This window comes from Streptomyces sp. NPDC027672, assembly GCF_055566335.1.
In genome coordinates this window covers 1-25586 of record NZ_JBVHSO010000005.1, presented here as the reverse complement: position 1 = coordinate 25586, position 25586 = coordinate 1, and the positions used below count along the sequence as shown (strand labels likewise).

The window sequence follows — 25586 nt, the reverse complement described above, 5'->3', positions numbered from 1 at the left end:
TCGGGGCGCCCGCGGCCGGGTGCCCCGCACAGCTAATTTTGCCACAAAACAGTTTTGTTTCAAAACTAACCGGGTCCGTCACAATGTCCCCCATGGACACCGCCACCGAGTTCGGCCGGCTCCTCGGCCCCCTGCGCCGGGCCGTGCTGCGCACCCGCCGCACCGTGAACCTGCCCGACCTGCCCGAGGCCCAGATCGAACTGCTGCGCACCCTCACCGAGACCGGCGCCGCGACCCCGCGCGAGGTCGCGGCCCGACTGCGCGTCGCGCCGTCCACGGTCAGCAACCTCGTCCGGACGATGACCGCCGCCGGCCTGGTGGAGCGCACCCCGTCCGCCACCGACCTGCGCACCGTCCGCCTCACGGCCTCCCCCACGGCCGTGGAGATCCTCGACCGCTACGACCGCACCAGCACCGCCACCCTGCGGCGCGCGCTGGAGGATCTCGCCCCGCAGCACCGCGAGGCGCTGGAGCGCGCCCTGCCGGCACTCGCCGAACTCCTCACCGTCCTGGAGACGGCGCCGCCGGAGCGCTGAGATCCGCCGGCGCCCAGGGCCCGGCCGCTGCCGGTCACCCGCGCGAGTGGCGCGGCGGCCGGAACGTGGTGCACTCGGTACATGGGCCACGTCCGGACCGGGCCCGCGGACGGCAGCGCGCAGCCGCGTGGGGAACTGCTCACCTTCGGCCACGGCACGGCCGGCCGGGAGGCGCTGGCCGCGCTGCTGCGGGAGGCGGGCGTCGCCGCCGTGGTGGACGTCAGGACCGCACCGGGCAGCCGCCGGGACCCGGACCTGTCCCGGCAGCGGCTGGCCCGGTGGCTGCCCGGGGAGCGGATCGCCTACCGGTGGGAACCGCGGCTGGGCGGATGGCGCAGGCCGCCGCCGGACTCGCCGGACACCGTCTGGCGCAACGACTCCTTCCGCGGTTACGCCGCTCACACCCGCGACGCGGAGTTCCTCGCCGCCATGGACGTCCTGATGCGGCAGGCGGACGCGGAGCGCACGGCCGTGATGTGCGGCGAGGCGGTGTGGTGGCGCTGCCACCGGCGGCTGATCGCCGACTTCGCCGTCCTGGCGCGCGGCGCCCGCGTCCTGCACCTGATGCACGACGGACGCCTCACGGCACACACCCCGACACCGGGCGCGCGCCTGCGGAGCGACGGACTCCTGGTCTACGACGCCGGTGCGGGGGCAGGCGATGGGCAGGGCCACCGGTGAACGGTTTCTTTCGCGTTCCCTGCGCATGATCGCCCGGGACCGGGGTAGGCGCGGCCTCACCGGACCGCAGAGAGTGGTCCGGGCGCAAGTCGGGAGGGGCACGAACGATGATGACGACGGTCAGCAGCACCCAGGAGGGTACGCAGGCGCTGCCGGAGATCAGTGACCCCGCCAAGGTGGCGCCCAAGGACGCCCGGGAACTGTCCAGGCTGTTCTTCGACCGCCTGGCGGCACTGGAAGAAGGCACGCGCGAGTACCAGTACGCGCGGAACACGCTGATCGAGATGAACATGTCCCTCGTCCGCTTCGCCGCCGGCCGCTACCGCAGCCGGAACCCGGAGGAGATGGAGGACATCGTCCAGGTCGGCATGATCGGGCTGATCAAGGCGATCGACCGGTTCGAGATATCCCGCGAGGTGGAGTTCACCTCCTTCGCGGTGCCCTACATCGTGGGCGAGATCAAGCGGTTCTTCCGGGACACCTCCTGGGCCGTGCACGTCCCGCGCCGCCTCCAGGAGGCCCGCGTGCACCTCGCCCAGGCCACCGAGGAACTCCGCAGCCGCCTGGGCCGCACCCCCACCGTCAAGGAACTCGCCGAGCTGATGAGCCTGGGCGAGGACGAGGTCATCGAGGCCCGCATTGCCTCCAACGGCTACAACGCCGCCTCCCTGGACGCCGCCCTCGGCACCAACGACGAGAGCGAGACCGCCCTGGCCGACTTCATCGGCATGGACGACGCGGCCCTGGAACTGGTGGAGGACTTCCGCGCCCTGGCCCCGATGATCGCCGACCTCGGCGAGCGCGACCGGCAGATCATCCACTGGCGGTTCGTCGAGGAACTCACCCAGGCCCAGATCGGCGAACGTCTCGGCGTCTCGCAGATGCACGTGTCGCGGCTGCTCTCGCGCTGCCTGGCCCGCCTGCGCGAAGGCATGCTCGCCACCAACTGACGCCGACGCCCCCCAGGCCCCGCCTGGGGGGCGCGGGCCGTCCCGGCCCGGATGCCCGCGCCCGCACGCGGCGGGGTCCGCCTACCGCGGACGGCCGGCCTCCTCGGGCCGCCGCACCGCCACACGGTCTCCGCCCCGGGTGCGCAGCGGGACGTCGGTCTCACTGAGCACGCGATGGACGAACCCGTACGACCGTCCGTGCGCCTCGGCGATGGCGCGTATGGACAGGCCCTTCTCGTACTGCTCCTTCATCTCCCGCGCCAGCTTCTCGCGGACCGCACCGGTGATCTGCTTGCCCTTTTCCACGGCTCTCCCTCCAGGGATCGACGTCCGGGTGTGATCGTCGTCTACCCCGGGCGACGGGCCGCACACAGCAGGGGCCGGCACCCGCGCGCCGGCGGTCCGCCCGTCCGCCGGCGGCCTGGCGATACCAGAGCCAAAGAGATGAAAGGATGACCGACATGGATATTCGCCGCAGGAACAACGTCACGGTCACGGGCCCGTCCGACGGCCCGGTGCTGGTGATGGCGCACGGGTTCGGCTGTGACCAGAACATGTGGCGTCTGGTCGTGCCGGTCCTGGCGGAGCGGTACCGGGTGGTGCTGTTCGACTACGTCGGTTCCGGCGGCTCGGACCTGTCGGCCTGGACCGCGCAACGCTATTCCTCGCTGGACGGCTACGCCCGCGACGTGGTCGAGGTGTGCGAGGCACTGGACGTGCGGGACGCGGTGTTCGTGGGCCACTCGGTCAGCTCCATGGTCGGGGTGCTGGCGGCGCAGGCCGCACCGGAGCGGATCGCCGCGCTGGCCATGGTGACGCCCTCTCCTTGCTACATCGACGACGAGGGGTACCGGGGCGGGTTCACCGCGCAGGACATCGACGAGTTGCTGGACTCCCTGGAGTCGAACTACCTCGGCTGGTCCTCTGCCATGGCCCCGGTGATCATGGGCAACCCCGAGCGGCCGGAACTGGGTCAGGAACTGACGAACAGCTTCTGCGCCACCGACCCGGACATCGCCCGTGTCTTCGCCCGCACCACGTTCCTGTCCGACAGCCGCGCCGACCTGAAGAGCGTGACCGTGCCGACGCTGGTCCTGGAGTGCGTCGAGGACGTCATCGCCCCGCGCGAGGTCGGTGCCTTCGTGCACGCCGCGATCCCCGGCTCCCGCCTGGTCACCCTGGACGCCACCGGGCACTGCCCGCAGCTCAGCGCGCCGGAGGCCACCGCGCGGGCGCTGCTCGACTTCCTCGGGGACGTGAGGTGATGTGCTGTACGGGCGGGGGGCCCGACCCGTCCGGAGCGGATGGCGACCTGGGGACGGACGCGGCGTTCACCGCGCTGCTGGAGGACAGCCCCGAGGAGCTGTACGAATTGGCGCCTTGCGGCTACCTCTCCACGATGATGGACGGCACCATCGCCAAGATCAACACCACGCTGCTGGACTGGCTCGGGCTGACGCGCGAGGACGTGGTGGGGAAGAAGCGTTTCGCTGATCTGCTCACCGTGGGCGGGAAGCTGTACCACGAGACGCATTTCGCCCCGCTGCTGCGCATGCAGGGAGAGCTGGGCGGCATCGCCCTGGAGATGCGGACCGCCGGCGGCGGCAGGCTGCCCGTGCTGGTCTCCTCCCAGGTCAAGCACGGCAGCGAGGGCGATCCGCTGCTGATCCGCACCACCGTCTTCGACGCCTCCGACCGGCGCGCGTACGAGGAGGAACTGCTGCGGCGCCGCCAGGACGCCGAGCGGGCCCGCGTCGAGGCCGAGCGCGCGCGTGCGGAGGCGGAACGCGCGCGGGCGGAGGCCGAGGAGGCCCGCCGGCAGGCCGAGGCCGACCGGGCCCGGCTCGCCGACGCGCTCACCGTGCTCCAGCAGTCGCTCGTGCCCGCCTCGCTGCCCGACGTGCCCGGCGTGGAGTCGGCCGTCTACTACCACACCGCCTCGGCGGACCAGCTCGGCGGCGACTTCTACGACCTCTTCCCGATGCACGGCGACCGGTGGGGATTCTTCCTCGGTGACGTGTGCGGCAAGGGTCCCCAGGCCGCGGCCCTGACCTCCCTGACCCGCTACACCCTGCGGGCCGCGGCCCTGCACGCCCCGGAACCCGCCGCGGCCCTGACCGCGCTGAACGCCGTCCTGCACGAGCGGTACGCCGCGAGCGGCGATCCCCGCTACTGCACGGCCATCTTCGGCACCCTCCAGCCCGGCGCGGACGGCCACGTGCACGTCCGCCTCGCCTCCGGCGGCCACCCGCCGGCCCTCGTCCTGCGCGCGGGCGGCTACGCCGACTTCCTGCCGACCCCCGGCGGTCTGCTCGTCGGCGTGCTGCCCACCGCCCCGTTCGTCACCGCCCAGGCCACGCTCGCCCCCGGCGACACGCTCCTGCTGTACACCGACGGGCTCACCGAGGCCCGTACCGGCGCCACGCGTGACAGCCTCTACGGCGACGAGGCCCTGCACGAGTTCGCCGCCCGGCACGCCCCCGCCTCTCCCGGGGAGGTCATCAGCGCGCTGGCCGGGCTGCTGGGCGGTTTCGGCGACGGGCTGGAGGACGACACCGCCCTGCTCGCCCTCGGCGTCCCCGCCGCCCGACCGCGTCCCCTCCCGGCAACGGACCAGCCCCGATGACACCGCTGCACATATCCCGCCAAGACACTCCCGACGGTCCCCTGCTGCGGGTGGCCGGTGAACTCGACTACGACCAGGCCGGCAGCCTGCGCCAGGAGGTCGAACGCCTCTCGCTGGCACCGGGCCAGTGCCTGGTGTTCGACCTGTTCGGCCTGGAGCACTGCGATTCCACCGGCATCACCGTCTTCCTCGCGGCCCGCCAGTACGCCCAGTCCGCGGGCGCCGACGTGGCCCTGGCCGCGGTACCCGCCGACTTCCTGCGCATCCTGACCATCGTCGGTCTCGACCAGGTCTTCACGATCCGCCCCGGCACCGGGGCGGCCTGACCGGCAGGCACGGCGGCACGGGGCGGAGGGGGCCGGGGCCGCCCGGCCGGGAGGTTCGCGCTGGTTCCCCACGCGGCAGCCGGACCGCCCCGGCTTGTGACACCGCGTACCCGCGCACACCGGCTTTGCACGGGCCGTGGCCTCCCGGCCCGGTGCTCGCCGCATGTTCGGGGCGGGTACGGGTAAGCGGCCAGGCGTCGGCGGGCCGCCTACCGCCCGTCCGGGCCGGGCGGACACGCCCGGATTTCCCGGGCGGAGGCGTCCGGGCAGCCCTCCGGCCGTGGAAGCAGTCCTCCAAGTCCTCCTGCCGTGGCAGGCGCGAAGGGAAACGTTGCATGAGCGAGCACTCCCCGGACCGGGTGGCCGATGCCCAGCTGGACATCCTGCTCCAGTTGGTGGTCTCCCAGCCGGAGGCCAGCGTGGCCGTCTGTCTGACCATGCCCGGCGGCATCATCGCGGGTCATCTGGTCAGTCCCGTGGCCTGGGCGGACCGCTGGGAGGAGGTCGTGTCGGAGGCGACGGCCCGGCAGGAACGGTCCGAGGTGGTGGCGCAGCTTCCGCACACCGTGCAGGACGCCCTGCGGCAGATGGGCGGCGAGCCGGGCGGACGGCAGTCGTTCATCCATCTGGTGGACGTCACCTTCCTGTCCGCTCCCACGACTCCCACCGCGCCGCTGTGGCGCGGCCGGGTCAGCGACATCTCCGGCTGGTCCCTGGGCGCCCCGACGGGGTGACACCGGGTCCGGGGCGCGTTCCGGTGCCCCGTGGGCGTGGGGCCTGCTGCCGCAGGCCCGCGCCTGCCCGGACAGGGGACAGGGCCGTACGACGCCGCTCCGGGGCCTCCGTGGCGGCTCTGGCGGCCGTAGCGGCCCCGGGGCGGCCCTGGCAGGAGCGGGGCGTACAGCGGGCGAGGCGTACGGCCGTACGGCGCGGGCGGCCGGGGTCTCGCGGTCTCGGCGCGGACGCGGACGCCGGTACGCCCCTCAGGACGGTGGCGCCGGCCTGGGGCCGGCGGCGTGCGGGGTCACCCGTCCCGGCCGTCGGCCAGCGCGATCCGGGCGATCACGCTCTTGCCCAGCGGTTCGCGCACCACCGTGAAGGACTGCGCGACCGCCATCACGATCTCCAGGCCGTGCTGGCCCACGCGGTCCGGGTCCGCGGCCCGGGCCACCGGCAACGCGGTCTCCGAGTCCCGCACCACCACCTCGACCGCGTCCCGGACGATGCGCAGACTCATCCGCACCGGACCGGGCGCGTACTTGCGGGCATTGGTGATCAGCTCGCTCACCACCAGTTGCGTCAGATCCACCGCGCGGGCCGACACCCGCGACCCGTCGCGCGTACGCAGGCCGGTCAGGAAGTCCACCGCGAGATGCCGCGCTTCGGCGATGCAGCTGCCGTCTCCGTCCAGGAGAGCTGTCATCTCTATCGGCTCGGTGTCCTCCAGTCTGGTTCCGTCATCGCCCAAGCGCACTGCTTCCATACAGGCCGCCTTCACTACCGCTTCGCCCCGGCGTCTACCCGCGCTCTCGTCGCCTCACGCCCTACCCGCCCGGTCCACTCAGTCTTCCGGGTGTGGCTCCCGTACTATCAGGACAGCCTCCCGGTCGGGAAACCGGCCCGTCGGCAGACGCCTCTTGCAGAGGAGAAGTGGTGGAGACGAGAAGAGAGTGTGAAGTGGGTCCTCTGACAGTCGTGTCCACCGCCACCGACGGTGTTCACGTGCTCACCGTCGCCGGTGAGCTCGACCACCACACCGCCGGGCCGCTCCAGCAGGCCCTGGACGTCCACCACCTCGGGCCGGCGCCGCGTGCCGTGATCGACATGCGTCAGGTCACCTTCATGGACTCCAGCGGGATCAACCTCCTCATCTCCGCCCACCAGGCCCTCACCGGGGCCGGCGGCTGGCTGCGGCTGGCCGGCGTCCAGGACTCGGTGATGCGCACGGTGCGGCTCGTCGAGCTGGACACCCTCATCGCCTGCTACCCCGCCCTCCGCGAAGCCCTGCACGCCTGACCGCGCCGGACGCCCGGCGGCCCGCCGCCGGGCACGGTGCCCACCCTGATCGCGCGGCCCGGCGGGCCGTCTCGTACTCTTCCGCCATGGCATCGACTCCTCTCTCCCCTGCTCAGGCGCTCGAGACCCTGCTCGAGGGCAATCAGCGATTCGTGGCCGGTGCCCCGCGCCACCCCAACCAGGACGCCACGCGGCGGGCCGAACTCGCCCCGGCACAGAAGCCCTTCGCGGTCCTGCTCGGCTGCTCGGACTCCCGGCTGGCCGCCGAGATCATCTTCGACCAGGGCCTGGGCGACCTGTTCGTGGTCCGCACCGCCGGCCACGTCCTGGGCCCGGAGGTGCTGGGCAGCATCGAGTACGGCACGAGCGTGCTGGACTGCCGCCTCGTCGTGGTGCTCGGACACGACTCCTGCGGCGCCGTCGCAGCGGCCCGCGCCGCCGTCGAGGAAGGGCTCCCGGCCGCCGGCTACGTACGGGACGTCGTCGAACGCGTCACCCCCAGCGTGCTCGCCGCCCGCGCCGCCGGCCTCACCTCGGACAGCGACTTCATCGACGCCCACATCCAGCACACCACGGATCTGCTCCTGGACCGGTCCCGTGTCCTGGCCGACCAGGTCGCCTCCGGGCACACCGGTGTCGTCGGCCTCGGTTACCGGCTCTCCGAGGGCAGCGCCCGGCTGGTCACCGCCCACGGCGTCACCGCCCCGGCCGCGTCCACCGGACACACCGGCTGAAGCACCACCGGACTCGCCCCCACCCGCGGCGCGCGACCACCGCGCGCCGCACGGCCGTCCCGGGCCCCGGCGGGGCCGCGCGACACCGAGGCGTTGCCGAACGTCTGCCCGCGCCACCGCCGTCGGCCCCGGCCGCCGGGCCCGCGCACGCACGCGGCCGCCCCCGTACCCGGCGACGCCCGGTCCGCGGCGGCCCCGCGCCACCACCGCCGACCCGCTCGGCACGGCACAGCCAGAGCCGCCATCGGCCCCGGCTGACGATCCGGGCTCCGCACGCACGCGGACCTCGCCGCACCCGGCGGCGACACCCGGCCCACGGCAGGGCCCGCGCCCTACCGAGGCGTTGCCGAACGTCTGCCCGCGCCACCGCCGCCGGCCCCGGCCGCCGGGCCCGCGCACGCACGCGGCCGCCCTCGTACCCGGCGGCGACGCCCGGTCCGCGACGGGGACCGCGCCACACCGGACCCGCCCACCCGCGCCGTACCAAAGCCAGCCGCGCCCTACCGAGACCGGTCGGCAACGCCGCCACCGCCGGCCCGTCGACGCCCTCGCCACGGCCCTGTTGAAGCCGCCGCCGGTCCATCGTCCCCTTCCCACGGCACTGTCAAAGCCGCCGTCGGCCCCGGACGGTGGTCCGGGTTCGCGCAGGCGTGGTACGGGGTGGGGCGGACGGAGTCAGGGTGGCGCTGAGCAGTTTGCGTAGGGTGATCACCGCCGCTGCCAGGGCGATGGTGTCCCACGACGGTGTGCCGGCCAGTCTCAGCAGGCCCGCTGCGGTCAGGAAGTCGAGCAGGACGGCCAGGCCCTGCCGGGGGGCGCCGGCCAGGCGCCAGGCCGTCGCCGCGGCGACGAGACCGAGCCCCGCGGTCAGCACGGCCGCGCTCTCCGGCCACGTGTTCACGCCGGCGGGGTCCCGGCGCTCCGCGCGGCCTCCCGCTCGATCTCGGCCCGCTCCTGGGCGATCTCCCGGCCGAGGAAGTAGTTCAGCGCGGTCCGGATGGCCGCGATGGCCGCCAGTTGGCCGATCTCGGCGAAGCTGGGCGCGACCGCCGTGCGCAGCACGTCACCGGCGAGCTGGAACTCCAGGCCGAGGACGAGGAAGCGCCCGAGGCTCAGCCTGATCCGGTTGAACCCGTCCGCCTTCCCGCGGCCGCGCACACCCTCCTGGACGAACCGCGCGAACGCCCACACGGCCCCGAGGAAGATGATCAGCGCGCCCGCGGACTCGATCACTCTGACCAACTGGCCGATCACATCGCGCAGGACCGACTCGGACACCAGGCCCACCGACAGGGTCATGCCGGTGGCGTACCCCGCGGCGCGGCGGCGGACGCGCTTTCCGTACGGCGCTGCCTCCCGTGGAGTAGTCCCGGGGCCGCCGGCCCGCGGGTCAGTGCCCGTCGGTGACGGGTTCCCCGTCCGCCGCTTCGGCCGTCTCCTCACCGTCCCGTGGTGCGGGGTACAGCAGGACCTCGATGCCCGCCCGCAGATACCGCTCCACGGTGGCGTCCGGCGCCGAGATCAGGGCCGGGGGGCGGATCTCGGTGCGCATCAGGCTGGTGCCGAGCATCCAGGCCGCCAGCAGTTCCGCCCGCAGATCGGCGTCGGGACCGCCGAGGCGGGAGGCCAGCCGTTTGGTGAAGACGTCCGTGAAGTCCGCTCGCAACTGCGCCACCGCCTCGTCCCGGCCGGAGGACCGCAGCACGGTCAGCACCGGATGGGGGAAGGCGCCGTTGTTCGGCGCGCCCGAGAGCAGCGCGCAGAACCAGTCGGGAATCGTCTCGACGGGCTCCTCCAGCAGCGGTTCGAATATCTTCCCCGCGCCCACCACGTCGTTGAACAACGCTTCCTTCGAGCCGAAGTAGCGGTAGACGAGGGCGGCGTCCACGCCCACGTCGCCCGCGATGTCGCGCACGCTGGTGCCCTCGTAGCCGTACTTGCCGAAGCGGAACGCCGCGGCGGACCTGAGGGCGGTGCGTGTGGCCGGGGCCGAGCGTTTGTGGGCGGGCCGGCAGACCTCCGCCTTCGACGTCTCGCCCTCGTCTGCTGCCGTCACGTCACCGCACCTCCGTCGTCGCGGACGTCCCGCTGTCCGCACCATGTTCCCGGGTGAAGCGACTGTCTCAAAGTCGCCGACGTAAGTCACCAAGCGTTGACTTGCGTTCGCGTCACCTGTCAAATCTGAGACAGGTCAACGATTGATGACTTGAGAACCCGCTGTGCCGGGCCGCACGACGGAGTCGGCCCGTTCCTGGTCTCCCGCACGATGCGGCGGCGCGCGTCCTCGCCGCCCGTTCCCGAAGCCGCGCCCCGTCCCAGCCGCGTCTTGTCCGAGCCGCGCCGGGTCGGAGCCGCGTCTTGCCGAAGCCGCCGTGCGCGGGCCCCACCGACCGGAAGTGGTGATCATCTGTGCCTGCTCGACATGTCGCCGTGATCGGAACCGGATACGTCGGACTGACCACCGGCGCCTGCCTGGCCTCCCTGGGGCACCAGGTGGTGTGCGCCGACGCCGACCCGCACAAGGTCGGACGGCTGCGCGCGGCCCAGGTCGACATCCTGGAGCCCGGTCTCCCGGAGGCCGTGCGGGACGGCCTGGACGCGGGCCGGCTGGAGTTCACCGGCGACACCGCGGCCGCCGTCGCCGAGGCCGACGTGGTGTTCCTGTGCCTGCCCACCCCCATGGGAGCGGGCGGCGCGGCCGATCTCGCCGCCGTGGAGGCCGTCGCGGCACAGATCCGCGAGGTGCTGCGGCCCGGCTGCGTCGTCGTCAACAAGTCGACCGTGCCGGTCGGCACGTGCGAACGCGTCGCCGCGCTGCTCGGCCGGACGGACGTGACCGTGGTGAGCAACCCGGAGTTCCTGCGCGAGGGCCGCGCCGTGCACGACTTCCTGCACCCCGACCGCGTCGTGATCGGCGCCGCCGACCCGGATGCCGCCCGGCGCGTGGCCGCCCTGTACGACGAACTGGACGCGCCGCTCGTGCTCACCGACCCCGCCAGCGCCGAACTGACCAAGTACGCGGCGAACTTCTTCCTCGCGATGAAGCTGTCGTTCGCCAACAACCTCGCCACCCTCTGCGAGCGCTTCGGCGCCGACATCGCCGATGTCACCGAGGGCATCGGGCGCGACCCGCGCATCGGCTCGGCGTTCCTGCGGCCCGGGCCGGGCTGGGGCGGCTCCTGCCTGCCCAAGGACACCCACGCCCTGCTGACCATGTGCGACCTCTCCGGTGTCGACTTCCCGCTGCTGAGCGCCACCATCGAGACCAACGTCGCCCACCAGCGCCAGCTCGTGGAGCGGGTCGCCGCCGCGTGCGGGCGCGGCGGGGACGGCTCGCTGCACGGCGTACGGCTCGCCCTGTACGGCATCACCTTCAAGGCGGGCACCTCCGACCTGCGGGACTCGCCCGCTCTCGCCGTCGCCCGGCTGCTGCGCGAGCGGGGCGCCGAACTCACCGCGTACGACCCGGCGTTGCGCGAGCAGCGACCCGACCTGAGCGACCTGGTCGACCTGGTCGACGACCCGGTGCGGGCCGCGGAGGGCGCGGCGGCCTGCCTGGTCCTGACCGAGTGGCCGCAGTTGCGGGACCTCGACTGGGCGGCGATCGCCGCGCGCATGGCCGGCCACGAGGTCCACGACTTCCGCAACCTGCTGGACCCGGACCTGCTCGCGCGGGCCGGGCTGAGCTGGCAGGGCATCGGACGCCCCGCGTCAGCCGTGCGGGTGCCGTAAGGCGCGCGCGGACACCGGCGTCCTGCTCCAGGCGCCCCCTCACATTCCCGGCGTTCCACCGACTCACGGCCTCGGCGTCCCACCGGTCCCAGGCTCCCGAAGTCCTCGACGGAAAGGTTCACCCCATGCGGGTTCTGTGCACCACGCTCGGCAGCCCCTCCCACGGGCGTGCCCAGCTCCCTCTGCTGCGCGCGCTGGCCAAGTCCGGGCACCAGGTGCTGGTGGCCACCACCGAGTCCCTCGTCGCGGTCTTCCGTGACGACGACGTGGAGGTGACCGCCGCGCTGCCCCGGTTCAACCCGCTGGCCATGATCGGCCCCTACCTCTCCACGCTCCCGGAAACCCTCGACATGACCCAGCCGTCCCCGGAGATGGCCCGGCTGCTGACGCGCGGGCTGGCCGGACCGGGCGTCAAGACGCAGTTGGACATCCTGCTGCCCCTCGCCCGGGAGTTCCGCCCCGATCTGATCCTGCGGGACGGCATGGACATGAGCGCGGTGCTCACGGCCGAGCTGCTCGGTGTGCCGCAGCTCCCGACGCCCTCCGGGTTCAGCAACATCATGGACCCGGCCGAGCTCCTGCCCCAGCTCAACGAACGGCGCGAGGAGCTGGGGCTCGCGGTGCCGGACGACCCGCTGTCCGTCGTACCGCACGGCCGGGTCGACTACGTACCGCCCGCCTTCTCCTTCGCCCGGCACCTGCCGCCGACCTGGTCCTACCGGCAGACGGTGGACGTCGAGCGCGGCGCGGTGCTGCCCCCGTGGGCGGCCGAGCTGCCCACGGACCGCCCGCTGGTGTACGCCGCGATCGGCACCGCCCTGCCGTCGATCCGCGAGCACCTGGCGGACCCGGCCGCGTCGCTGCCGGTGAAGGTGCCGGACACCGCCGAGACCCTGCGCGCGTTCGCGGACGCGGCGGCCGAGCTGGACGACTGCACGGTGGTCGTGTCGACGTCGGGGGTCCCGCTGGACACCGGCTCACTGCCCGGGCACGTCCACGTCACCGAGCGCGTGCCGCAGCCGCTGCTGCTGGAGTCGGTCGACCTGTTCGTCACCCACGGCGGGTTCAACAGCATCCGCGAGGCCATGCGCACCGGCACACCGCTGGCGGTGCTGCCGCACTTCGGGGACCAGCACGCCAACGCGGAACGCGTGGTGGAGCTGGGCCTCGGCCGGCACATCACCGACCGCGGCGCGGGCGGGATCGCCGCGGTCTGCCGCGAGCTGCTTGCCGACCCCGCCTCCCGGGCGCGGGCCCGCTCGGCCCGGCTGGCGATGCTGACCCTGCCGGACGTCGAGCAGGCGGTCGGCGACCTGGAAGGGATCGCCGGCTAGCCGGACACGCGGACCGCCCCCGAGATCTCCCGATCCCTTCCCCTAGGACGACTTGTGACCTTCTCCGACACCCGGCGGCAGGACGCTTCCGGGGACGCGTCCCCGCGGCTCAGTCACCGGCAGATCACCACCGTCATGTCCGGTCTGGTGCTCGGGATGTTCCTGGGGGCGCTGGACCAGACGGTGGTCTCCTCCGCGCTGCGGACCATCGCCGACGACCTCCAGGGGCTGACGGCCCAGGCGTGGGTGACCACCGCGTACCTCATCACCGCGACGCTCGCGACACCGCTGTACGGCAAGCTGTCCGACATCCACGGCCGCCGCACCGTCTACCTCGCCGCGATCGCCCTGTTCACCGTCGGATCGCTGCTGTGCGGTGCGGCCACGTCGGTCTACGAACTGGCCGCCTTCCGCGCGGTGCAGGGGCTCGGCGGGGGCGGGCTGATGTCGCTGGCGATGACGATCGTCGCCGACATCACCACGCCCCGCGAAAGAGGCCGCTACCAGGGCTACTTCATGGCCGTGTTCGGCGGCGCGAGCATCGCCGGACCGCTGGTGGGCGGTGCGTTCGCGGACCGGGCCGAGCTGCTCGGCATCGCCGGCTGGCGCTGGATCTTCCTGGTCAACGTGCCGCTCGCCGCGGCGGCGGCCGTGACGATCGTCCGGGTGCTGCGCTTCCCGCACCGGCGGGTCCGCCACCGGCTCGACTATCCGGGGGCGCTCGCCCTGGCGGTGGGGCTCGTGCCGCTGCTGACCGTCGCCGAGCAGGGCCGTGCCTGGGGCTGGGCCTCGCCCGGGGCCCTGGCGCTGTACGCGGTCGGCGCGGTGGGGCTGGCCGTGTTCGTCCTGGTGGAGCGGCGGGCGGGGGACGCCGCGCTGCTGCCGGCGCGGCTGTTCCGCATCCGGGCGTTCCGGCTGGGGGTGGGGCTGCACTTCGTCGTCGGCATAGCCATGTTCGGCGCGATGACGACGCTGCCGCTCTACCTCCAGCTCGTCCGCGGCATGAGCCCCATGGCGGCGGGCGTGGCCGGCCTGCCCACGGTCTTCGCCAATCTCGCGGTGACGCTGCTGGTGGGCCGGCTGATCTCGCGGACCGGCCGGTTCAAGGTCCATCTCGTCGCCGGTACCGGCGCGCTCACCGCCGCGATGGCCGTCTTCGCGACGCTGCGCGTGGACAGCCCGTTCTGGCAGGTGGCGCTCGGCATGGCCCTGATGGGCGCCGGGCTCGGCGCGACGATGCAGACGCTGACCACGCTCGCCCAGAGCGAGGTGCCCCGTGCGGACATGGGCGCGGCGACGGCCTCGGTCAACTTCTTCCGATCCAACGGCGGCACGGTCGGCACCGCCGCGTTCCTGTCCGTCCTGTTCTCCACGGCGGCCGGCCGGATCGCCGACCGGCTGGCCGACGCCCGCCACGACCCGGGCTACCGCCGGCTGCTGGCCGAGCCCGGCAACGCGCACGCTCTGGCGGGTGTGGTGCGGCCCGCCGGCGGTGTCGACCTGGAGGACTCGGCCTTCCTGCGCGCGCTCGACCCGGGCGCGGCGCTGCCGTTCCTGGAGGGGTACGTCGCCTCGATGCGGGTGGTTTTCCTGGCCGGCGCCGCGGTGGCCCTGGTCGCCTTCCTGATCGCGGCCTGGCGGGTACCGGACCTCACGCTCTCCGACGAGTAGGACGCCCGGCGCGGCGGGTGCGGAAGGCGAGCGGTCCGCGCCCCGCGCCGGCCCGGCGGGCGTCCGGTCACAGGAAGCGCCGGATCGGGGTGACGGCGGCTTCCTTGGCGCGCTGGAGCATGTTCCGGCGTCTCCAGCGGTCGAGGTCGATCTCGACGCTGTGTCGCAGGTCCGCGTCGTAGTCGCGGTCGAGCGCGGCGGTGAACTTCTCGTCCAGTACGGCGAGCATGACCTCCTCGTCGTGGTCCATGGAGCGCCGGTTGAAGTTGGTGGACCCGATCAGCGCGGCGACCGAGTCCACGGTGATGATCTTGGCGTGCATCATGGTCGGCTGGTACTGGCGGACGCGCACGCCCGCCTCCAGCAGCCGGGTGTAGTGGTGCTGGCCGGCGAGCTGGCAGGCACGCTGGTCGGTGTGCGGGCCGGGGAGCAGGATCTCCACCCGCACACCCCGCCGGGCGGTCCGGCACAGCAGGTCGATGAAGTAGGTGTCGGGCGCGAAGTAGGCGGTGGCGAGGCGGAAGCGCTCCTCGGCGGAGGTGAGCATCACCCGGATGAGGGTCTGCATGTCCTGCCAGCCGATGCTGGCGGAGCCGCGCACCACCTGGACGACCGAGGAGCCCGGCTGCGGGTGCTCGGTGAAGAGGTCGCGGTCGTCGAAGAGTTCGTCGTGGCACTCGGCCCAGTTCTGCGCGAAGGCGGCCGCGATGCCGTCCACGGCGGGGCCGCGCACCTGGACGTGGGTGTCGCGCCACTCCTCCGGGCCGCGGGCGTCCCCGCACCATTCCTCGGCGATGCCGACGCCCCCGGTGAACGCGGTGTGCTCGTCGATGACGAGCGCCTTGCGGTGGCACCGGTGGTTCTGCTTGAACGGCGACAGCCAGACCGGCTTGCGGAACCAGGCCACCTGCACGCCGGCCGTGTCCATGACGTCCAGCAGGTCCCGTTCGATCTCCTTGGCGCCGAACCCGTCCAGCAGCAGCCGGACGCGCACCCCCGCGCGGGCGCGGTCGGCGAGGGCGTGGGCGAAGTCCCGGGCGATCTGGCCGCGCCAGTACACGAACGTCATCATGTCGATCGTGTGCCGGGCCGAACCGATCGCCCGGAGCATCGCGGGGAAGATCTCGTCGCCGTTGCGCAAGGGGAGGAGTTCGTTGCCTTCGGTGGCGGCGATGCCGATCAGCCGCTCCAGACGGCGGCGCAACCGCTGCTTGCGTGCCGCCGCGTCGGCCGCGGAGCCGCGGGCAGGGGCCGTCGGCATGCCGTCGAGTATCACGTCGTCTCTCCCGTTCGTTCACAGGGCCGGATGCGGTGCGGGTGCCCGCGGGGGTCCGAGAAGCAGCATGCCCTGCGGGCCCTCCCGCACTCCCGGCGGCCCACCCCGTGCGGCGGTGCGCCGCACGGGTCCTGTCTGCTCCCGTGTTCAGCGGGCATACGCGGTGAGCCGGAGGGCAGCACCTCCGGCCGGACACCGCCGCATCACCGCGAGACGTCGACCACGGGAGTACGCATGCCGACCGCTGTATCGGGGACACCCGCCGGGCTGCACGGTGAGAGACCCGGGGAAGGCGCCGTCGCGGCCGTGGGCGGGGCGCGCGGGACCGGCCGGGCCGCCGCCTGGATGGTCGCGCTGACCGTCTGCCAGACCGCGTTGCTGGTGGGCATCGGTCTGCTGATCACCGGCCCCGCCCGCGGTCTGTGGCCCCTGACGGCCGAGGACCGGGTCGACGAGGCCCTGGAGCGGATGCGCACGGGCTCCCTCACCACCCTATCCTCGGTCGTGTCGGAGGCCGGCAACACCGGGACGGTGATCGGCGTCACCGTGGTGAGCTGTCTGGCCCTGCTCCTGCTGCCCGGACTGCCCAGGTGGCGGCAGGCCGTGTTCCTGGCCCTCGCGGTGTCCGCGCAGTCCCTGGTCTTCCTGGTGATCACGGTGGTGGTGGACCGGCACCGCCCGGACGTGCACCGTCTCGACGGTTCGCTGCCGACCTCCAGCTACACCTCCGGTCACACCGGCGCGGCCACCGCGCTCTACGGCGGCCTGGCCGTGCTGGCGTTCACCCGGCTGCGCGGCCCGTGGCGCGGGATCGTGGCCGGCCTGCTGTGCGTCCTGCCCCTCCTGGTGGGCGCCTCCCGGCTCTACCGGGGCATGCACCACCCCACCGACGTCGTGGGCGGTGTCGTGAACGGCGCCCTGTCGCTGCTGGTCGTGGGGTCCGCCGTGCTCGCGGACGGTCGCGTGACCGCTCCCGGGGCACGCGCGCTCCCCGCCCTCACCGGCCGCCCGGAGCCGCTGCCCGGCCACCCCGCCGTGATCTGCAACCCGACCGTCACCGGCCGGGCCGACCGCGACGCCCTGCGCCGGGTCCTGCGCGACCACGGCCTGACCGCACCGGTGTTCCTGGAGACCACCGCCGCCGACCCCGGCGGCGGACAGGCGGCCGAGGCGGCCCGCGCGGGCGCGGCGCTCGTGGTGGTCTGCGGCGGGGACGGTACGTTCCGGGCGGCGGCCGACGCCCTGGCGGACAGCGGGGTCCCGCTGGCCCTGGTGCCCTGTGGCACCGGCAACCTGCTGGCCCGCAACCTCGGTCTGCCCCTCAGCCCCGCCGGCGCGCTCGACGCCGCGCTGCGCGGTGCCGTCCACCGCGTCGACCTGGGCCGTGTCGAGGGCGACGGGCTGCCCGCGACCCACTTCGCCGCCATGTCCGGCGCGGGTCTGGACGCCGCGATGCTGGAGCGGGCCAACGCCGGCGGCCGGACCAAGTCCCTGCTGGGCTGGCCCGCTTACGCGGTGGCACTGCTGCGCGTGCTCCGCACCCCCCGGATGGAGGTGAGCGTCCGGCTGGACGACGCGCCGGTCCTGCGCCGGACGGCCCGCATGGTGCTCCTCGGCAACGTCGGCACCGTACAGGGCGGTCTGCGGCTGCTGGCGGAGGCCCGTCCCGACGACGGACGGCTCGACCTGCTGCTCCTGGACCCGCACGGGCCGGCCGGCTGGCTGCGCGCGGTGTGGACGCTGTGGCGGGGCGGGGCGGCGCGCCCGGCCCCGGCGGCGGACACCGTCCCGCAGCGGACGGGCCGGCCGGGCGGCGCGCCGGTGGAGTTCTTCACCTTCCGGCGTGCCGAGTTCACCTTCGGCACGCCCCAGCCGCGCGAACTGGACGGCGATCCGGTGACATCCGGGCGCCGGCTGACCGCGGAGGTCAGGCCCGGCGCCCTGACCATGCTGCTGCCGGCCCGGGGGGAATGAATGGGTACCGCGACCAAGGTTCCGGAGACGCGGGACATGAGCGGGGAGGAGCTGTCCGCCGACGAGGCGTGGGCGGCCCTGCGCCGCTACGGCGGCTGGCCCCTGCTGCGGGACGCCTTCATCCGCTTCCGTTACGCCGACGGGTTCAGTCACTCCCGCGCCCTCGCCCTCCAGACGGTGCTGGCCGTCGTCCCCCTGGCGATCGCCTTCGTCGGCCTGTCCACCGCGCTGCACACCGAGGGCATCGGCCGGCTCGCGGAACTGACGATCCACCGGATCGCCCGGGGCCCCAGCGCCGACGTCGTCGACGACGCGCTCGCCCGCAGCCGGCGCACCGCGGGTGACGGAGCCGCGGTCGCCCTCTGGTTCGGCGCCGTCTTCTCGCTGGTCAACGTCACCACCGCCATGTGCCAGATCGAACGCGGCGCCAACCGGATCTACGGCAACGAACGCGACCGCCCCTTCCACCGGAAGTACCTGCGCGGTCTGGTGATGTCGGTCGGCGCCGGGCTCCCGCTCGGCCTGGGCTTCGTCGTCATGGTCGCCGGCGACGACCTCGCCTCCGCGGCGGTCGCCGTCTACCACCTCGACGACAGCGCCCAGCGGGCCTGGACCCTGCTGCGCTGGCCCTTCGGGCTGCTGCTCGCCCTGATCTCCGCCAGCACCGTCTTCCGCCGCGCGCCGCGCCGCAAACAGCCCGGCTACACCTGGCTCGCCTTCGGCGCCGCCGTGTACCTGGTGCTGTGGATGACACTGACCTGGCTGCTCAGCCTCTACCTGGACCTCAGCGGCTCCTTCGACACCGTCTACGGCCCGCTCAGCGCCTTCATGTCCCTGCTGCTGTGGGCCTACCTGACCTCCATCGCCCTGTTCCTCGGACTGTCCTTCGCCGCCCAGCTGGAAGCGGCGCGCGGCCGGCGCCCCGGCCCGGTCCAAGCCGATCCGGGAGTCTGAATGACCACACGGACCACACGGACCGCCCCGCGACGCCTCGGCGCCCGCCGCCGGCGGGCCGACCGCAGGTTCGGCGCACGGCTGCTCGCCGCCGCGGCCGTCGCCGCGGTGTCCGCGGTGGCCTTCGGGCTGCTGCTGACCCTGGTCGAAGGAGAGTGGCGGCCCTTGCGGCGCGTCGACGTCGGTGCCGCGCGGCACCTGCACGAGGTCGCCGTCCGCCACCCGGCCTGGACCGACGTCCTGCACCTGCTGTCCGACCGGGTCTGGGACCCCGTCACCCTCCGCGCCGCCGTCGCGGTCCTGACCGGCTGGCTGCTCCACCGCAGGGCGTGGCGCCTGGCGGCCTGGGCGGCGGTGACCGCGGTGGCCGGCGGTCTCGTGGGCGTCCTGGTCAAGGCGGTGGTGGAGCGGGCCAGGCCCGCGCTGCACGACCCGGTGGCGCACGCCCCGGGCTACTCCTTCCCGTCCGGTCATGCGATGACGGCCACCACGTCCTTCGCCGTCCTCCTGCTGGTGCTGCTGCCCGTGATCCCGCGGGCCCTGCGGACCGCGTGCTGGTGCGTCGCCGTGGTCTCGGTGCTCGGCGTCGGCTTCACCAGGGTCGCCCTGGGGGTGCACTGGTTCAGCGACGTGCTGGGCGGCTGGCTGCTGGGCCTGGCCGTCGTCGCCCTGACCACCTGGGCGTTCGAGGCGTGGCGTGCCGAAGCCGGCCGGCAGCGCGCCCCGGTGGCCGAGGGCCTGGAACCCGAACTCACCGAGCCCGCCCCCGAACGGTGAACCGGCGGACCCGGCGGCCGTGACGCGCGGCGCACGGACCGCGCACCGGCCGGGCGGGGCCGGCGACAGCGGCTACGGCTACGGCTACGGCTACGACATGCGCGCCGGGCACGCGATGACGTGCGGGCATGCCGGCCGGTGACGCGGGCAGTAGGGAATGACGGGTGCGGGGTGCGCACCATCCTGGCCTGGGAGGGGCGTAGTGATGCGTATCTGGCAGGAGAACACCGAGGTGGGCCCCCGGCCCGGACGGATGTCGCCCCTGGGCGCGACGTTCGACGGCGCCGGGACCAACTTCGCCGTGTTCTCCGAAGCGGCGCAGCGGGTGGAGCTGTGTCTCTTCGACGAGGACGGCACCGAGGAACGGATCGCGCTGACCGAGGTGGACGGCTTCGTCCACCACGTCTACCTGCCGGACGTCGGCCCGGGCCGGCGCTACGGGTTCCGGGTGCACGGACCGGACCGGCCCGAGCGCGGCGAGCGCTGCAACCCGAACAAACTGCTGCTCGACCCGTACGCCAAGGCGATCGAGGGCGGGGTCGAGTGGAACGAGGCGCTGTTCGGCTACCACTTCGACGACCCCGGCACCCGCAACGACCTGGACTCCGCGCCGTACATGCCGAAGTCCGTGGTGGTGAACCCCTTCTTCGACTGGGGCAGCGACCACCCGCCGCGGACCCCGTACCACGAGACGGTCGTCTACGAGGCGCACGTCAAGGGCATGACGCAGACCCACCCCGCGATCCCGGAGGCGATGCGCGGCACGTACGCGGCGCTGGCGCACCCCGCCATGGTGGACTACTTCGTCAAGCTGGGCGTCACCGCGGTGGAGCTGATGCCGATCCACCAGTTCGTCCAGGACCACGGGCTGGTGGAGAAGGGCCTGTCGAATTACTGGGGTTACAACACCATCGGCTTCTTCGCCCCGCACAACGCCTACTGCTCCTCCGGCCAGCGCGGCGAACAGGTGCAGGAGTTCCGGTCGATGGTGAAGACCCTGCACGAGGCCGGCATCGAGGTCATCCTCGACGTCGTCTACAACCACACCGCCGAGGGCAACCACCTGGGGCCGGTGCTGTCGCTGCGGGGCCTGGACAACGCCGCCTACTACCGCCTGTCGGAGGAGGACCCGCGCTTCTACTGGGACACCACCGGCACGGGCAACAGCCTGCGGATGAACCACCCGCACACCCTCCAGCTCATCATGGACTCGCTGCGGTACTGGGTGACCGAGATGCACGTCGACGGCTTCCGCTTCGACCTCGCGGCCACCCTGGCCCGGCAGTTCCACGAGGTGGACCGGCTGTCGTCGTTCTTCGACCTCGTCCAGCAGGACCCGGTGATCTCCCAGGTGAAGCTGATCGCCGAGCCCTGGGACGTCGGTGACGGCGGCTACCAGGTCGGCAACTTCCCGCCGCTGTGGACCGAGTGGAACGGCAAGTACCGCGACACCGTGCGGGACTTCTGGCGGGGCGAGGGCGGCACCCTGGGCGAGTTCGCCTCCCGGCTGACCGGTTCCTCCGACCTGTACCAGAACGACGGCCGCCGGCCCTACGCGTCGGTCAACTTCGTCACCGCCCACGACGGGTTCACGCTGCGCGACCTCGTGTCGTACAACGACAAGCACAACGAGGCCAACGGCGAGGGCAACCGGGACGGCGAGAGCCACAACCGTTCCTGGAACTGCGGTGCGGAGGGCCCCACCCGCGACCGCGGGATCCTCGCCCTGCGCGCCCGCCAGCAGCGCAACCTGATCGCCACCCTGCTGCTCTCCCAGGGCGTGCCGATGATCAGCCACGGCGACGAACTCGACCGCACCCAGCACGGCAACAACAACGCCTACTGCCAGGACAACGAACTGTCCTGGATCGACTGGGCGCACGTCGCCGAGGGAAGCGAACTGCTCGACTTCACCCGCAAGCTGATCACGTTGCGCCGCGACCATCCGGTCTTCCGCCGGCGGCGGTTCTTCAAGGGGCGTGCCGCCCACGGGAACACGGCCGGGGAGGCCGGGGAGAAGGACATCGCCTGGCTGACCCCCGCCGGGCGCGAGATGACCGACACCGACTGGGACACCGGGTTCGCCAGGTCCCTGATGGTCCACCTCAACGGCGAGGCCATCACGGAACCGGACCTGCGGGGCCTGCGGGTGACGGACGACTCGTTCCTGCTGCTGTTCAACGCCCACAGCCAGCCCCTGACCTTCACCGTTCCGGAGGAGCTGGGCCCGTGGTGGGCGGTGGAGGTGGACACCGCCATCCCGTACACGGAGTACCGGCCGCTGATCAAGGGCGGCAGCGAGCTGGAGGTCGAGGCGCACTCCCTGTTCGTGCTGCGCGGTCACCACGAGGAGTGACCCCGCGGGCCGCCGCACCCGGGTGCGGCGGCCCGGACCGGGTCAGTCGTCGCCCGGCTCTCCGTGGCTGCGCACGACCTCCTTCACCTTGGCCACCGCGAACCCCCAGCCCTGCTCGACGGTCGGCTTGGCCGGTACGGCGATCTCGTCGGGGTTGGTGAGCACATCCAGCAGCACGGGGCCCGGATGGGCGAAGGCGCGGCGCACGGCGCTCTCCACCTCGGCCGGATCGGTCACCCGGATGCCGGTGATGCCCATGGCCTCGGCCACGGCGGCGAAGTCGGGGTTGTCCAGCACGGTGCCGAACTCGGGCAGTCCGGCCTGTTCCTGTTCGAGTTTGACCATGCCCAGCCGGCGGTTGTCGAAGACGACCAGCTTGACGGGAAGGTCGTACGTCTTCAGCGTCATGAGGTCGCCGAGGAGCATGCTCAGTCCGCCGTCGCCGCAGAAGGCCACCACCTGGCGCTCGCGGTCCAGGCCCTGGGCGCCCAGGGCCTGGGGCATGGCGTTGGCCATCGAGCCGAGGTTGTAGGAGCCGATGAGCCGCCGGTCGCCGCGCATCTCGACGAAGCGCGACAGCCACACGGTGGCCATGCCCGTGTCGGAGGTGAAGACGGCGTCGTCGGCCGCGAGCCGGTCGACGGCCGCGGCCAGGACCTCCGGGCGGATGTCGTGGGCGCGGTTGTCCAGCGCGGAGCGGATACGGCCCACGAGGCCCTTGTCGTGCGCGGGGTCGGCGAGCCGGGCCTGGCCGGCGCGCCACTGGCCGAAGCGTTCACGGGCCTTGTCCAGGTGCCCGCGGTCGCGTGCGCCGTCGGTGCCGGGCGGTGCCGCGGTCAGGTGGTCCAGGAGGTCGCGCACGGTGGCCCCGGTGTCCCCCACCAGCCCGACCTCCACCGGTACCCGGCGGCCGATGTGGGTGGGCTCGGTGTCCACCTGGATCACGGTCCGGCCCTCGGGATACCAGTCCCGGTAGGGGAAGTCGGTGCCGAGCAGCAGGAGGGTGTCCGCGTCCTGGAGGGCCGCCGCCGCGGCGGGGTTGCCGATCAGGCCCGTCTGGCCGACCTGGAAGGGGTTGGCGTCGCCCTCGAAGCCCGCCTTGGCCTTCAGGGTGAGGACCATCGGTGCGGCCAGGCGGTCGGCAAGGGTGAGGACGTGCTCGCGGGCGGCGTGGGCGCCCTGCCCGACCAGCAGCGTGACGCGTTCGGAGCGGTCGAGGAGTTCCGCGGCGCGGCGGACGGCGGCCTCGTCCGGCCGGCTCACCGGCGCGTTCAGGGAGAAGCGGGCCGGCCGGTCGGCGGTCAGTTCCCGCTCGCCCAGGTCGCCGGGCACCGTGAGGACCGCGACTCCCTTGCGGCCCAGCGCGTTGCGCACCGCGGTCTCCAGCATCTGCGGCAGCTGGTCGGCCGAGGTGACGGTCGCGCGGAAGACGGCCACGTCGCTGAAGAGGGCGTCGTTGTCGACTTCCTGGAAGTAGTCGCTGCCGATTTCGGCGAGCGGTACCTGACCGGCGATGGCCAGGACCGGGGTGTGGCTCTTGGCCGCGTCGTACAGTCCGTTGAGGAGGTGGACGGAGCCGGGTCCGACGGTGCCCATGCACACGCCGAGGGTTCCGGTGAGCTGCGACTGGGCGCCGGCCGCGAACGCGGCGGCCTCCTCGTGCCGGCAGCCCACCCATTCCAGGCCCTCGGTGGTGCGGATGGCGTCGGTCAGGGGGTTGAGCGCGTCTCCCACGACGCCGAACACCTGGCGCACGCCAAGTTCGCTCAGCGCGTCCACGATGACGCGGGCTACGGTACGGGCCATGTGAGTCCTCCAGGTCATACGGTGAAACGGTCGGGGTCGGCGGCCTGCCAGTCGGCCGCCCACGAGGCCGGCGACCCGGCGAGCAACTGCCCGGCCCCGAGCCACTCGTACAGTTCCTCGTAGGAGCGCTCGGTGACGGGGTCGACGCGTCGGCGGAGCATGTGCGGGCGCAGGTCCGCGGGGTCGGTGACGCCCATGGACGCCATGATCTGCAAGGCGCTGGAGACGGTGGCCTCCTGGAAGCGCCGGACGCGCGCCGTCTTGTCGCGGACGTCGAGGGCGCGGGCGCGGCGGGGGTCCTGGGTGGTGACGCCGGTGGGGCAGGTGTTCGTGTGGCACCGCTGGGCCTGGATGCAGCCGACGGCGAACATCATCGCCCGGGCGGCGTTGCCGTAGTCGGCGCCCTGCACCATGCGTTTGACCAGGTCGGTGCCGGTGGCGATCTTGCCGCTCGCGCCGATCCTGATCCGGTCGCGCAGGCCGGTGCCCACCAGGGCGTTGTGCACGGTGAGCAGCCCCTCGGTGAGCGGGGTGCCCACGTGGTCCGCGAACTCCAGGGGCGCGGCACCGGTCCCGCCCTCGGCGCCGTCCACGATGATGAAGTCGGGCGCGGTGCCCTCCTCCAGCATGGCCTTGCACACGGCCAGGAACTGCCGGCGCGAGCCGACGCACAGTTTGAACCCGGCGGGCTTGCCGCCGGACAGCTCGCGCATGCGGGCGATGAAGCGGACGAGTTCGCGCGGGGTGGAGAACACGCGGTGGTACGGCGGGGAGATGACCGTCCGTCCCTCGGGCACGTCCCGCACCCCGGCGATCTCCGCGTTCACCTTGGCGCCCGGCAGCACCCCGCCGATGCCGGGCTTGGCGCCCTGCGACAGCTTCAGGGACACGCACTTGACGTGGTCGTGCGCGGCCTTGTCGGCGAACTCGGCCGGGTCGAAGTCACCCTGGTCGGTGCGGCAGCCGAAGTAGCCGGTGCCGATCTCCCAGACGAGGTCGCCTCCCGGACGCAGGTGGTAGGCGGACAGCCCGCCCTCCCCCGTGTCGTGGGCGAAACCCCCGGCGGAGGCACCGCCGTTGAGCGCGAGGATCGCGTTGGCGGACAGCGAACCGAAGCTCATCGCCGAGACGTTGAGCAGCGCCATGTCGTACGGGCGGGTGCAGTCCGGGCCGCCGATCCGCACGCGCGGCGGGTCGTCCGGCACCGGGCACGGCGCCATCGACGGGACCAGGAACTCGTGGCCGGGCTCGTACACGTCCCGTTCGGTGCCGAAGGGCTCCTCCGCGTCGACGCCCTTGGCCCGCTCGTAGACGATGCTGCGCACGTCCCGGTCGAAGGGGCGCCCGTCGTAGTTCCGTTCGACGAAGTACTGCTGCAACTCCGGGCGTATGCGCTCCATGAGGAAGCGGAGGTGGCCGAGGACGGGGTAGTTGCGCAGCACCGAGTGCCGGCGCTGCACCAGGTCCCAGGCGCCCAGGGCACCCACGGCCAGCAGCGGCAGGGCCGCGGCCCACCAGTAGGGCGAACTGCCGACGGCTGCGGCCAGTGCGCCGAGGCCGGCCACCAGGATCAGGACGATGATTCCCACGCGTGTCACACCTGGCGCCTTGCCCGGTTACCGGTCGCCATGCGTGGCGGCCGGGTTCCGGCCACCTCCGGCCGTCTCGGAGTGGCGCGTCCGGTGCGGCCGCCGATCGTCCAGGTCTGACCTGGGAGAACCGGGGCAGCAGTGCTGATGCACCTAGGGCGTGTCTCTTTGATGGGTTGATCAGTTGATCGGATGTGCCCGTCCGATTAGTGATCACCGATGCGATGTGGGACCGGATCGAGCCGCTG

General features: G+C 73.1%; 25 protein-coding genes. 17 read left to right on the top strand and 8 right to left on the bottom strand.

Annotation, left to right across the window (positions count from 1 at the left end):
* The first annotated feature begins 92 nt into the window (after window positions 1-92).
* From ACZ4SV_RS13970 to ACZ4SV_RS13960, 3 genes are all read left to right on the top strand, one after another.
* Window positions 93-536: a MarR family winged helix-turn-helix transcriptional regulator gene (locus tag ACZ4SV_RS13970; protein ID WP_365882131.1), complete on the top strand. Its 444-nt coding sequence runs from the start codon at window positions 93-95 to the stop codon at window positions 534-536.
* An 81-nt stretch (window positions 537-617) separates the two neighbouring features.
* The gene (locus ACZ4SV_RS13965; RefSeq protein ID WP_468004194.1) at window positions 618-1217 is read left to right on the top strand and encodes a DUF488 domain-containing protein; all 600 of its coding nucleotides are present in this window, start codon (window positions 618-620) and stop codon (window positions 1215-1217) included.
* A gap of 107 nt (window positions 1218-1324) precedes the next feature.
* Window positions 1325-2167 carry an RNA polymerase sigma factor SigF gene (locus ACZ4SV_RS13960; RefSeq protein ID WP_468004192.1) on the top strand — a complete coding sequence of 281 codons (843 nt, stop codon included), beginning with the start codon at window positions 1325-1327 and terminating at the stop codon, window positions 2165-2167.
* 81 nt (window positions 2168-2248) lie between these two features.
* On the opposite strand, the gene ACZ4SV_RS13955 is transcribed toward ACZ4SV_RS13960, so the two are convergent.
* Window positions 2249-2473, bottom strand: a complete 225-nt coding sequence (locus ACZ4SV_RS13955) for a helix-turn-helix domain-containing protein (RefSeq protein WP_365882135.1) — start codon at window positions 2471-2473, stop codon at window positions 2249-2251.
* Window positions 2474-2628: 155 nt separating this feature from the next.
* On the opposite strand from ACZ4SV_RS13955, the gene ACZ4SV_RS13950 reads away from it, so the two are divergent.
* The 4 genes from ACZ4SV_RS13950 to ACZ4SV_RS13935 all read left to right on the top strand — a co-directional run bounded on the left by ACZ4SV_RS13950 (window position 2629) and on the right by ACZ4SV_RS13935 (window position 5853).
* Complete coding sequence (locus ACZ4SV_RS13950) at window positions 2629-3432, top strand: alpha/beta fold hydrolase (RefSeq protein WP_468004189.1); 804 nt, start codon at window positions 2629-2631, stop codon at window positions 3430-3432.
* On the top strand, window positions 3432-4793 hold the full coding sequence (locus tag ACZ4SV_RS13945; protein WP_468004187.1) for a PP2C family protein-serine/threonine phosphatase: 1362 nt from the start codon (window positions 3432-3434) through the stop codon (window positions 4791-4793). The genes ACZ4SV_RS13950 and ACZ4SV_RS13945 overlap by 1 nt, the downstream gene beginning before the upstream one ends.
* The gene (locus tag ACZ4SV_RS13940) at window positions 4790-5119 is read left to right on the top strand and encodes an STAS domain-containing protein (protein ID WP_365882139.1); all 330 of its coding nucleotides are present in this window, start codon (window positions 4790-4792) and stop codon (window positions 5117-5119) included. The genes ACZ4SV_RS13945 and ACZ4SV_RS13940 overlap by 4 nt, the downstream gene beginning before the upstream one ends.
* A gap of 335 nt (window positions 5120-5454) precedes the next feature.
* A complete protein-coding gene (locus tag ACZ4SV_RS13935) occupies window positions 5455-5853 on the top strand; it encodes a hypothetical protein (RefSeq protein ID WP_397935938.1) in 399 nt (132 codons plus the stop codon).
* Window positions 5854-6143: 290 nt separating this feature from the next.
* On the opposite strand, the gene ACZ4SV_RS13930 is transcribed toward ACZ4SV_RS13935, so the two are convergent.
* Window positions 6144-6602: an ATP-binding protein gene (locus tag ACZ4SV_RS13930; RefSeq protein ID WP_468004184.1), complete on the bottom strand. Its 459-nt coding sequence runs from the start codon at window positions 6600-6602 to the stop codon at window positions 6144-6146.
* 212 nt (window positions 6603-6814) lie between these two features.
* Between ACZ4SV_RS13930 and ACZ4SV_RS13925 the strand changes: the two genes are divergently transcribed.
* A complete protein-coding gene (locus tag ACZ4SV_RS13925) occupies window positions 6815-7135 on the top strand; it encodes an STAS domain-containing protein (protein ID WP_365882143.1) in 321 nt (106 codons plus the stop codon).
* A gap of 86 nt (window positions 7136-7221) precedes the next feature.
* Window positions 7222-7869: a carbonic anhydrase gene (locus ACZ4SV_RS13920; RefSeq protein ID WP_365878194.1), complete on the top strand. Its 648-nt coding sequence runs from the start codon at window positions 7222-7224 to the stop codon at window positions 7867-7869.
* 604 nt (window positions 7870-8473) lie between these two features.
* Here the strand turns inward: ACZ4SV_RS13920 and ACZ4SV_RS13915 are convergent.
* The 3 genes from ACZ4SV_RS13915 to ACZ4SV_RS13905 form a co-directional block, all read right to left on the bottom strand.
* Window positions 8474-8770: a hypothetical protein gene (locus ACZ4SV_RS13915; RefSeq protein ID WP_468004181.1), complete on the bottom strand. Its 297-nt coding sequence runs from the start codon at window positions 8768-8770 to the stop codon at window positions 8474-8476.
* Window positions 8767-9168 (bottom strand): DUF1622 domain-containing protein, encoded by a 402-nt coding sequence (locus ACZ4SV_RS13910; protein WP_468004179.1) that lies wholly within the window; start codon window positions 9166-9168, stop codon window positions 8767-8769. Before ACZ4SV_RS13910 ends, ACZ4SV_RS13915 begins: the two co-directional genes overlap by 4 nt.
* Before the next feature lie 91 nt (window positions 9169-9259).
* Entirely contained in the window at window positions 9260-9925 is a 666-nt protein-coding gene (locus ACZ4SV_RS13905) for a TetR/AcrR family transcriptional regulator (protein ID WP_365880507.1), read from the bottom strand.
* Between the two features lie 374 nt (window positions 9926-10299).
* Here ACZ4SV_RS13905 and ACZ4SV_RS13900 point away from each other — a divergent pair, with 374 nt between their 5' ends.
* The 3 genes from ACZ4SV_RS13900 (at window position 10300) to ACZ4SV_RS13890 (ending at window position 14606) form a co-directional block, all read left to right on the top strand.
* The gene (locus tag ACZ4SV_RS13900) at window positions 10300-11601 is read left to right on the top strand and encodes a UDP-glucose dehydrogenase family protein (RefSeq protein WP_468004176.1); all 1302 of its coding nucleotides are present in this window, start codon (window positions 10300-10302) and stop codon (window positions 11599-11601) included.
* Window positions 11602-11726: 125 nt separating this feature from the next.
* Window positions 11727-12935, top strand: a complete 1209-nt coding sequence (locus tag ACZ4SV_RS13895; RefSeq protein WP_468004174.1) for a glycosyltransferase — start codon at window positions 11727-11729, stop codon at window positions 12933-12935.
* 54 nt (window positions 12936-12989) lie between these two features.
* Window positions 12990-14606: an MDR family MFS transporter gene (locus ACZ4SV_RS13890; protein ID WP_468004172.1), complete on the top strand. Its 1617-nt coding sequence runs from the start codon at window positions 12990-12992 to the stop codon at window positions 14604-14606.
* Between the two features lie 67 nt (window positions 14607-14673).
* Here ACZ4SV_RS13890 and ACZ4SV_RS13885 read toward each other — a convergent pair whose 3' ends face one another.
* Window positions 14674-15867: a phospholipase D-like domain-containing protein gene (locus ACZ4SV_RS13885; RefSeq protein WP_365880499.1), complete on the bottom strand. Its 1194-nt coding sequence runs from the start codon at window positions 15865-15867 to the stop codon at window positions 14674-14676.
* 249 nt (window positions 15868-16116) lie between these two features.
* Between ACZ4SV_RS13885 and ACZ4SV_RS13880 the strand changes: the two genes are divergently transcribed.
* The 5 genes from ACZ4SV_RS13880 to glgX all read left to right on the top strand — a co-directional run bounded on the left by ACZ4SV_RS13880 (window position 16117) and on the right by glgX (window position 21943).
* On the top strand, window positions 16117-17856 hold the full coding sequence (locus tag ACZ4SV_RS13880; RefSeq protein WP_468004170.1) for a bifunctional phosphatase PAP2/diacylglycerol kinase family protein: 1740 nt from the start codon (window positions 16117-16119) through the stop codon (window positions 17854-17856).
* A complete protein-coding gene (locus ACZ4SV_RS13875) occupies window positions 17857-18810 on the top strand; it encodes a YihY/virulence factor BrkB family protein (protein ID WP_365880497.1) in 954 nt (317 codons plus the stop codon). It abuts the gene before it with no gap.
* Window positions 18811-19587 (top strand): phosphatase PAP2 family protein, encoded by a 777-nt coding sequence (locus ACZ4SV_RS13870; protein ID WP_468004167.1) that lies wholly within the window; start codon window positions 18811-18813, stop codon window positions 19585-19587.
* Window positions 19588-19606: 19 nt separating this feature from the next.
* Entirely contained in the window at window positions 19607-19729 is a 123-nt protein-coding gene (locus ACZ4SV_RS13865) for a hypothetical protein (RefSeq protein ID WP_468004166.1), read from the top strand.
* A gap of 63 nt (window positions 19730-19792) precedes the next feature.
* Window positions 19793-21943, top strand: coding sequence for a glycogen debranching protein GlgX (gene glgX / locus ACZ4SV_RS13860; protein ID WP_468004164.1), 2151 nt, complete (start codon window positions 19793-19795; stop codon window positions 21941-21943).
* Window positions 21944-21985: 42 nt separating this feature from the next.
* On the opposite strand, the gene ACZ4SV_RS13855 is transcribed toward glgX, so the two are convergent.
* Both ACZ4SV_RS13855 and ACZ4SV_RS13850 read right to left on the bottom strand, forming a co-directional pair.
* Window positions 21986-23749 (bottom strand): thiamine pyrophosphate-dependent enzyme, encoded by a 1764-nt coding sequence (locus tag ACZ4SV_RS13855; RefSeq protein WP_468004162.1) that lies wholly within the window; start codon window positions 23747-23749, stop codon window positions 21986-21988.
* A 14-nt stretch (window positions 23750-23763) separates the two neighbouring features.
* A complete protein-coding gene (locus ACZ4SV_RS13850) occupies window positions 23764-25332 on the bottom strand; it encodes an FMN-binding glutamate synthase family protein (protein WP_468004777.1) in 1569 nt (522 codons plus the stop codon).
* Window positions 25333-25586: the final 254 nt, after the last annotated feature.

Coding starts and splice junctions, on each gene's coding strand:
- ACZ4SV_RS13970 (WP_365882131.1), top strand. CDS start 93: ATGGACACCGCCACCGAGTTCGGCCGGCTCCTCGGCCCCCTGCGCCGG.
- ACZ4SV_RS13965 (WP_468004194.1), top strand. CDS start 618: ATGGGCCACGTCCGGACCGGGCCCGCGGACGGCAGCGCGCAGCCGCGT.
- ACZ4SV_RS13960 (WP_468004192.1), top strand. CDS start 1,325: ATGATGACGACGGTCAGCAGCACCCAGGAGGGTACGCAGGCGCTGCCG.
- ACZ4SV_RS13950 (WP_468004189.1), top strand. CDS start 2,629: ATGGATATTCGCCGCAGGAACAACGTCACGGTCACGGGCCCGTCCGAC.
- ACZ4SV_RS13945 (WP_468004187.1), top strand. CDS start 3,432: ATGTGCTGTACGGGCGGGGGGCCCGACCCGTCCGGAGCGGATGGCGAC.
- ACZ4SV_RS13940 (WP_365882139.1), top strand. CDS start 4,790: ATGACACCGCTGCACATATCCCGCCAAGACACTCCCGACGGTCCCCTG.
- ACZ4SV_RS13935 (WP_397935938.1), top strand. CDS start 5,455: ATGAGCGAGCACTCCCCGGACCGGGTGGCCGATGCCCAGCTGGACATC.
- ACZ4SV_RS13930 (WP_468004184.1), bottom strand. CDS start 6,602: ATGGAAGCAGTGCGCTTGGGCGATGACGGAACCAGACTGGAGGACACC.
- ACZ4SV_RS13920 (WP_365878194.1), top strand. CDS start 7,222: ATGGCATCGACTCCTCTCTCCCCTGCTCAGGCGCTCGAGACCCTGCTC.
- ACZ4SV_RS13910 (WP_468004179.1), bottom strand. CDS start 9,168: ATGACCCTGTCGGTGGGCCTGGTGTCCGAGTCGGTCCTGCGCGATGTG.
- ACZ4SV_RS13895 (WP_468004174.1), top strand. CDS start 11,727: ATGCGGGTTCTGTGCACCACGCTCGGCAGCCCCTCCCACGGGCGTGCC.
- ACZ4SV_RS13885 (WP_365880499.1), bottom strand. CDS start 15,867: ATGCCGACGGCCCCTGCCCGCGGCTCCGCGGCCGACGCGGCGGCACGC.
- ACZ4SV_RS13880 (WP_468004170.1), top strand. CDS start 16,117: ATGCCGACCGCTGTATCGGGGACACCCGCCGGGCTGCACGGTGAGAGA.
- ACZ4SV_RS13875 (WP_365880497.1), top strand. CDS start 17,857: ATGGGTACCGCGACCAAGGTTCCGGAGACGCGGGACATGAGCGGGGAG.
- ACZ4SV_RS13870 (WP_468004167.1), top strand. CDS start 18,811: ATGACCACACGGACCACACGGACCGCCCCGCGACGCCTCGGCGCCCGC.
- glgX (WP_468004164.1), top strand. CDS start 19,793: ATGCGTATCTGGCAGGAGAACACCGAGGTGGGCCCCCGGCCCGGACGG.
- ACZ4SV_RS13855 (WP_468004162.1), bottom strand. CDS start 23,749: ATGGCCCGTACCGTAGCCCGCGTCATCGTGGACGCGCTGAGCGAACTT.